This is a genomic window from Psychrobacter sp. 1U2 (assembly GCF_051847575.1).
In genome coordinates this window covers 1-503 of sequence record NZ_JBPYDC010001898.1, presented here as the reverse complement: position 1 = coordinate 503, position 503 = coordinate 1, and the positions used below count along the sequence as shown (strand labels likewise).

Below are 503 nucleotides of genomic sequence, written 5' to 3'. Positions count from 1 at the left end.
CAGGCTCAAGGATAATCTCAGGCATGTCCTCAGCACTATAATCATCGCTTAAATAGCGTGTAATCTCTTCCGCATAGACCTTTACAGGATTGACTTCACTGATATAGTTGGCTGGAAAACCACCACCCAAATTGATCATTTGTAGCTTAATATCTTCTTCATTTTTCATCCAGTCAAACATATATTTGACCTTGGCAAGTGCATCATCCCATGCTGCTACGTCTTTTTGCTGACTACCTACATGGAATGAGATACCATAAGGTACCAAGCCCAAATCACGTGCCTGTACCAGTAGTTCAAGCGCCATATTAGGATGGCAACCGAACTTGCGCGATAATGGCCATTCAGCGGTATCTGAACCTTGTACCAAGATACGCACAAACACTTTAGAGCCAGGTGCCTGTTCGGCGATATTTTTTAAGTCAGCTTCTGAGTCGGTTGCATATAAATCAATACCTTTTTCAAAAGCATATTTGACATGTGCCGCTTTTTTAATTGTATTA

The 503-nt window shown here is 41.4% G+C and carries 1 protein-coding gene; it reads right to left on the bottom strand.

What is annotated here, in order from left to right; all coding sequences use genetic code 11:
- Positions 1-503 (bottom strand): type III PLP-dependent enzyme domain-containing protein (locus ACS8FD_RS25015; RefSeq protein WP_459252198.1); only part of this gene is annotated, 503 nt, incomplete at both ends.